Here is a 3,959-nt window from a genome sequence, read left to right as displayed (position 1 = left end):
GATCCCATTCCGAACTCAGAAGTGAAACGCAGTAGCGCCGATGGTAGTGTGGGAGTTCCCATGTGAGAGTAGGACATTGCTAAACTTCTATTTAAGTTTTGATAATGAAACGCAGTAGCGCCGATGGTCGTGTGACTTATGTTGCAGATAAGCCCATGTGAGAGCGTAGCGAGACATTGTTAAACGTCTATTCGAGCGAAAGCTCAAGAGAGGCCCGTTACAAGATAACGGGTTTTTCGAGCTTTAATAGATTAGTTATTTATTTAGATAATTAATACATTAAAGTTTTTGTCTAACGACAATAGCACTGTGGTACCACCTGATCCCATTCCGAACTCAGAAGTGAAACGCAGTAGCGCCGATGGTAGTGTGGGAGTTCCCATGTGAGAGTAGGACATTGTTAGACTCCTAATTCTTATCAGTAAAATGATAAAAATGGCCCCGTGGAGGGGTTCCCGAGTGGCCAAAGGGATCAGACTGTAAATCTGACGGCTCAGCCTTCGGTGGTTCGAATCCACCTCCCTCCACCATCATATAAAAAGCCGTAGTATTTACTACGGCTTTTTGCTTTCTAAAGATCTTACTAATAACTTTCTTTGAAATACTAATTCTTTTAATTAGATACCTGCTAGCGCTTGGTATTTTCTTTGCAGTTTTCTTAGTCTTAATTTTTCGTCTTCTGAACAATCAATTGTGCTCAGTTCTTTTAATAATATTTTCGCTGACATTAATAGTGTATTTTCTACTTCACTCTCTTCATAAGCCATTAAATAAACTTGTAGTAAGTTTAATTTTATTCCTAAATGTTCAGGAAAAGAGTTTAGTGCTTTAGTCAGCTCTTCAATTGCAGCGCTAAATTTTTTACTATGGTATAGGCTAATACTTTTTTCTAGAGCTGCTTGTGCTTTGTCGTTGTAATCATTAGCGTCACTTTCTTTATTAATTATAAGTAGCTCTGAATACTTATTATTAGCTGAAGGAATTTTCTTCATGACTTCAGTAATTTTAAGTAGTGAGTCTGACGATAAATTATCACGCTCTCGAGTTAAGAGCTTAGCACCATTATCTAATGCCTCTTGAGCAAGGCGCGCTTCATTAGTTTGTTCCAATAAACAAGCAGTTAATAAATGCGATTGAATTCTAAATTCGGCCCTATTGAAATCACGACTCATCTGTTTAAGATATTTGAACGCTTTCGTGCTCATTTTCTTTGCATCTAATGCTGGTAATATTGGCACGTATTCAATTAAAGCTTTGGCAAAGCTAATTGCATTATCAGGGGAGTGATGTATAGAGTTATGAGCAAGAATGTAAGTTTGTTCGTATGCATATGTCGCTTTATCAAAATGCTCATTCTGTAAGCATAATTGTGCATACCTTTTTAGTCGTGGTAAAGATCGTGGTGATAAACTTAAAGCCTGTTCCAATATCTCTTCGGCAAATAAAAATTGTAATTTTTTTTGATAAGTCAATGCGAGCCAATCATAACTTGCAAGGTAATAAGGATTTATGAGTATTGCTTGTTTGAAAATAGCCTCTGCATGGTCAAGTTGCTCTTTTTGTAAGGCTATTCTTCCTAAGCCGATATTAGCCCACTGACAGCTTTTATTATCTTTATACGACAAGTAAATTGCTTGTGCTTGATCGTATTTTTCAAGCTGAAATAGTTGTCTTGACTTAATACCAAGACACTCAGCTTTGTAGGGAGTGCTTTGAGCCAGTGCATCATCGCATCGCTCTATCACTAAAGTTGGTTTACCTTGTTCTAATGCATGATAAATAGCAGCCATCGACTTTTTCTTTCTAATACAGCTAAGAAGACGATTATTTAACTCATTTAACGAGTAAGGCTTACATAAGTAATTGTCAGGCTTATGCTCAAGTGCTGCTAGCACCATCGCTTGAGATATTTCAGCGGTAATTAGAATAATTATACAATGGCGATTTATAAAGTTATTAACTCGAAGCTCTTCTAATATCTGTTGACCATTTTTTTGATCTTCACCTAAATCGTAACCAAGTAGAATGACATCATATGACTTTTGTTGACAAATAGTGATAACATCTTGGGCATAATGAGTACTATCTACCTGCTTACTTGTAAGCCTCATGGCAAATTGCTTTAAGATATCTTGAGATGGCTTGAGGTTATCTACTATTAAAAAGCGCATATCATCGTAGTCAGTGTTTTCCATACTATGCTTAATCTATCCATTTATGAAATCTAACTTTAACTGACCGTCTATAATCTGCAAGTTAAAGTTAACTCTGTTAAACTATAGCATTACTTTTTAACTTATATGATCATCACATGACCTTCGCTGCTTTTTCTTTTAATAACGCTATATCAAAGGCGTTAGCTGAACTTAACTACGACTCACCAACTGACATTCAGCAACAAGCTATTCCCGTGATTCTTAAAAAACACGATCTAATGGCTAGAGCCCAAACAGGCACAGGAAAAACAGCAGCATTTGCGCTACCTATTTTACAGCATTTAATTGAGCAGAATAAGGTTGACCCCGCACTTAGAGTACTTGTACTTACACCAACCCGTGAATTAGCAAAACAGGTGCATAAGAGTTTTACCGAATATAGTCAATATACGCCATTACAGTCAGCATTAGCTTATGGCGGGGTGAGTGCAAAAGAGCAAGCAGCAAGGATAGCTCAAGGTGTAGATATTCTCGTGGCAACACCTGGTAGGTTAATCGATCATTTACAGTCAGGTATAGTTAGTCTTGATGATGTTCAGTACCTTGTTTTTGATGAAGCTGATCGTATGTTAGATATGGGCTTTAAAGATGAAATAGATAAAATTTTAACGCACCTCTCTGTTAAGCGACAAACTTTACTATTCTCCGCAACTTTTAATGATGAAGTTTATAAAGTCGCTAAAAAACTGCTTACCGATGCAGAGTGTATAGAAATAGATGCTAAAAATACTGTAGCAAGCGAAATAGAACAAATCGTTTACATGGTTGATGCTGATAAAAAAAGAGAGTTAACATCATTTTTAATTGGATCAAAAAATTGGCAGCAAGTCTTGATTTTCACAAGAACTAAAGCAACAGCAGATGCATTAGCAAAAGAAATGTGCAAAGACGGTATTAAAGCGCAATCTATTCACGGTGACAAATCGCAAGGTGCGAGAGAAAAAGCATTAGCAGACTTTAAAACAGGTAAAGTACGAGCTTTAGTGGCAACAGATGTTGCTGCTCGAGGAATAGACATTAATGAATTAGGATATGTCATTAATTATGAACTACCGCACCAAGCTGAAGACTATATCCATAGAATTGGGCGTACTGCTCGCGCAGGTAAGTCTGGTTTAGCGGTATCTTTGCTAAGCCCTTCAGAAGAGTGGTTGTTAGAGGCTATTGAAAAAATATTGGACTATCGATTATTACAGCAATGGTTTCCTGGCTATGAACCAGATCTTAATAAAGTAACACTTGATGCTATGAATGCACCTAAGCTCAATAAAAAGAAAGCACGACAGCAAGCTCTAGCGGGGAAAAAAGCAGGCCAATCAAAAAGAAGACTACGAAGATAGCAACTTCTAAGCTTAAATCTTCATTTTTCGTGTTGTTTTTAACCATGTAGCCGTATTTATAGTCGAACAGTCATTAAAGTGAAAATAACCCTTGCGCATTCAAGTTAGCTCTCTATAATGCGCTCCAGTTCCAAGGGGTTCAACCAAAAAGAAGCCTGAAAGAACTATTTTGATAGCTTATCTACTCGTATTATCGAATAAACAAGCCACTTAACGTTTACTTTTAAATGATTTTAAAATTAATTTGAAATTAAAGGTTGACATCAAAACTCGGAAGCGTATGATACGCATCCTGCTTCGGGGCTACGGCAACAAGCACGCTACTTACCAGTAGCGATGATAATGAGCGAATGTGACTCTTATCTTCTTCTTTAACAATTAGTTATCATGCAATTTGTGTGAA

At 37.0% G+C, this 3,959-nt stretch carries 2 protein-coding genes, 1 tRNA gene and 2 rRNA genes; 4 read left to right on the top strand and 1 reads right to left on the bottom strand.

Translation table 11 applies throughout. The features are described from left to right. From rrf (ABD005_RS17990) to ABD005_RS17980, 3 genes are all read left to right on the top strand, one after another. Positions 1–85 (top strand): 5S ribosomal RNA (rrf, locus tag ABD005_RS17990); the annotation flags it as partial. 206 nt (positions 86–291) lie between these two features. After that, positions 292–406, top strand: a 5S ribosomal RNA gene (gene rrf / locus ABD005_RS17985). A 39-nt stretch (positions 407–445) separates the two neighbouring features. After that, positions 446–530: transfer RNA gene (locus tag ABD005_RS17980), tRNA-Tyr, on the top strand. 87 nt (positions 531–617) lie between these two features. On the opposite strand, the gene ABD005_RS17975 is transcribed toward ABD005_RS17980, so the two are convergent. Then, complete coding sequence (locus ABD005_RS17975) at positions 618–2,195, bottom strand: response regulator (protein WP_343819134.1); 1,578 nt, start codon at positions 2,193–2,195, stop codon at positions 618–620. Between the two features lie 116 nt (positions 2,196–2,311). Here ABD005_RS17975 and ABD005_RS17970 point away from each other — a divergent pair, with 116 nt between their 5' ends. Further along, positions 2,312–3,556 (top strand): DEAD/DEAH box helicase, encoded by a 1,245-nt coding sequence (locus tag ABD005_RS17970; RefSeq protein WP_343819133.1) that lies wholly within the window; start codon positions 2,312–2,314, stop codon positions 3,554–3,556. Positions 3,557–3,959 lie beyond the last annotated feature (403 nt).

Origin of the sequence: Colwellia asteriadis, assembly GCF_039523295.1 — a bacterium.
Taxonomy (GTDB): domain Bacteria; phylum Pseudomonadota; class Gammaproteobacteria; order Enterobacterales; family Alteromonadaceae; genus Colwellia; species Colwellia asteriadis.
The sequence above is the reverse complement of the archived record's forward strand: the minus strand, read 5'-3'. Positions and strand labels throughout refer to the sequence as shown.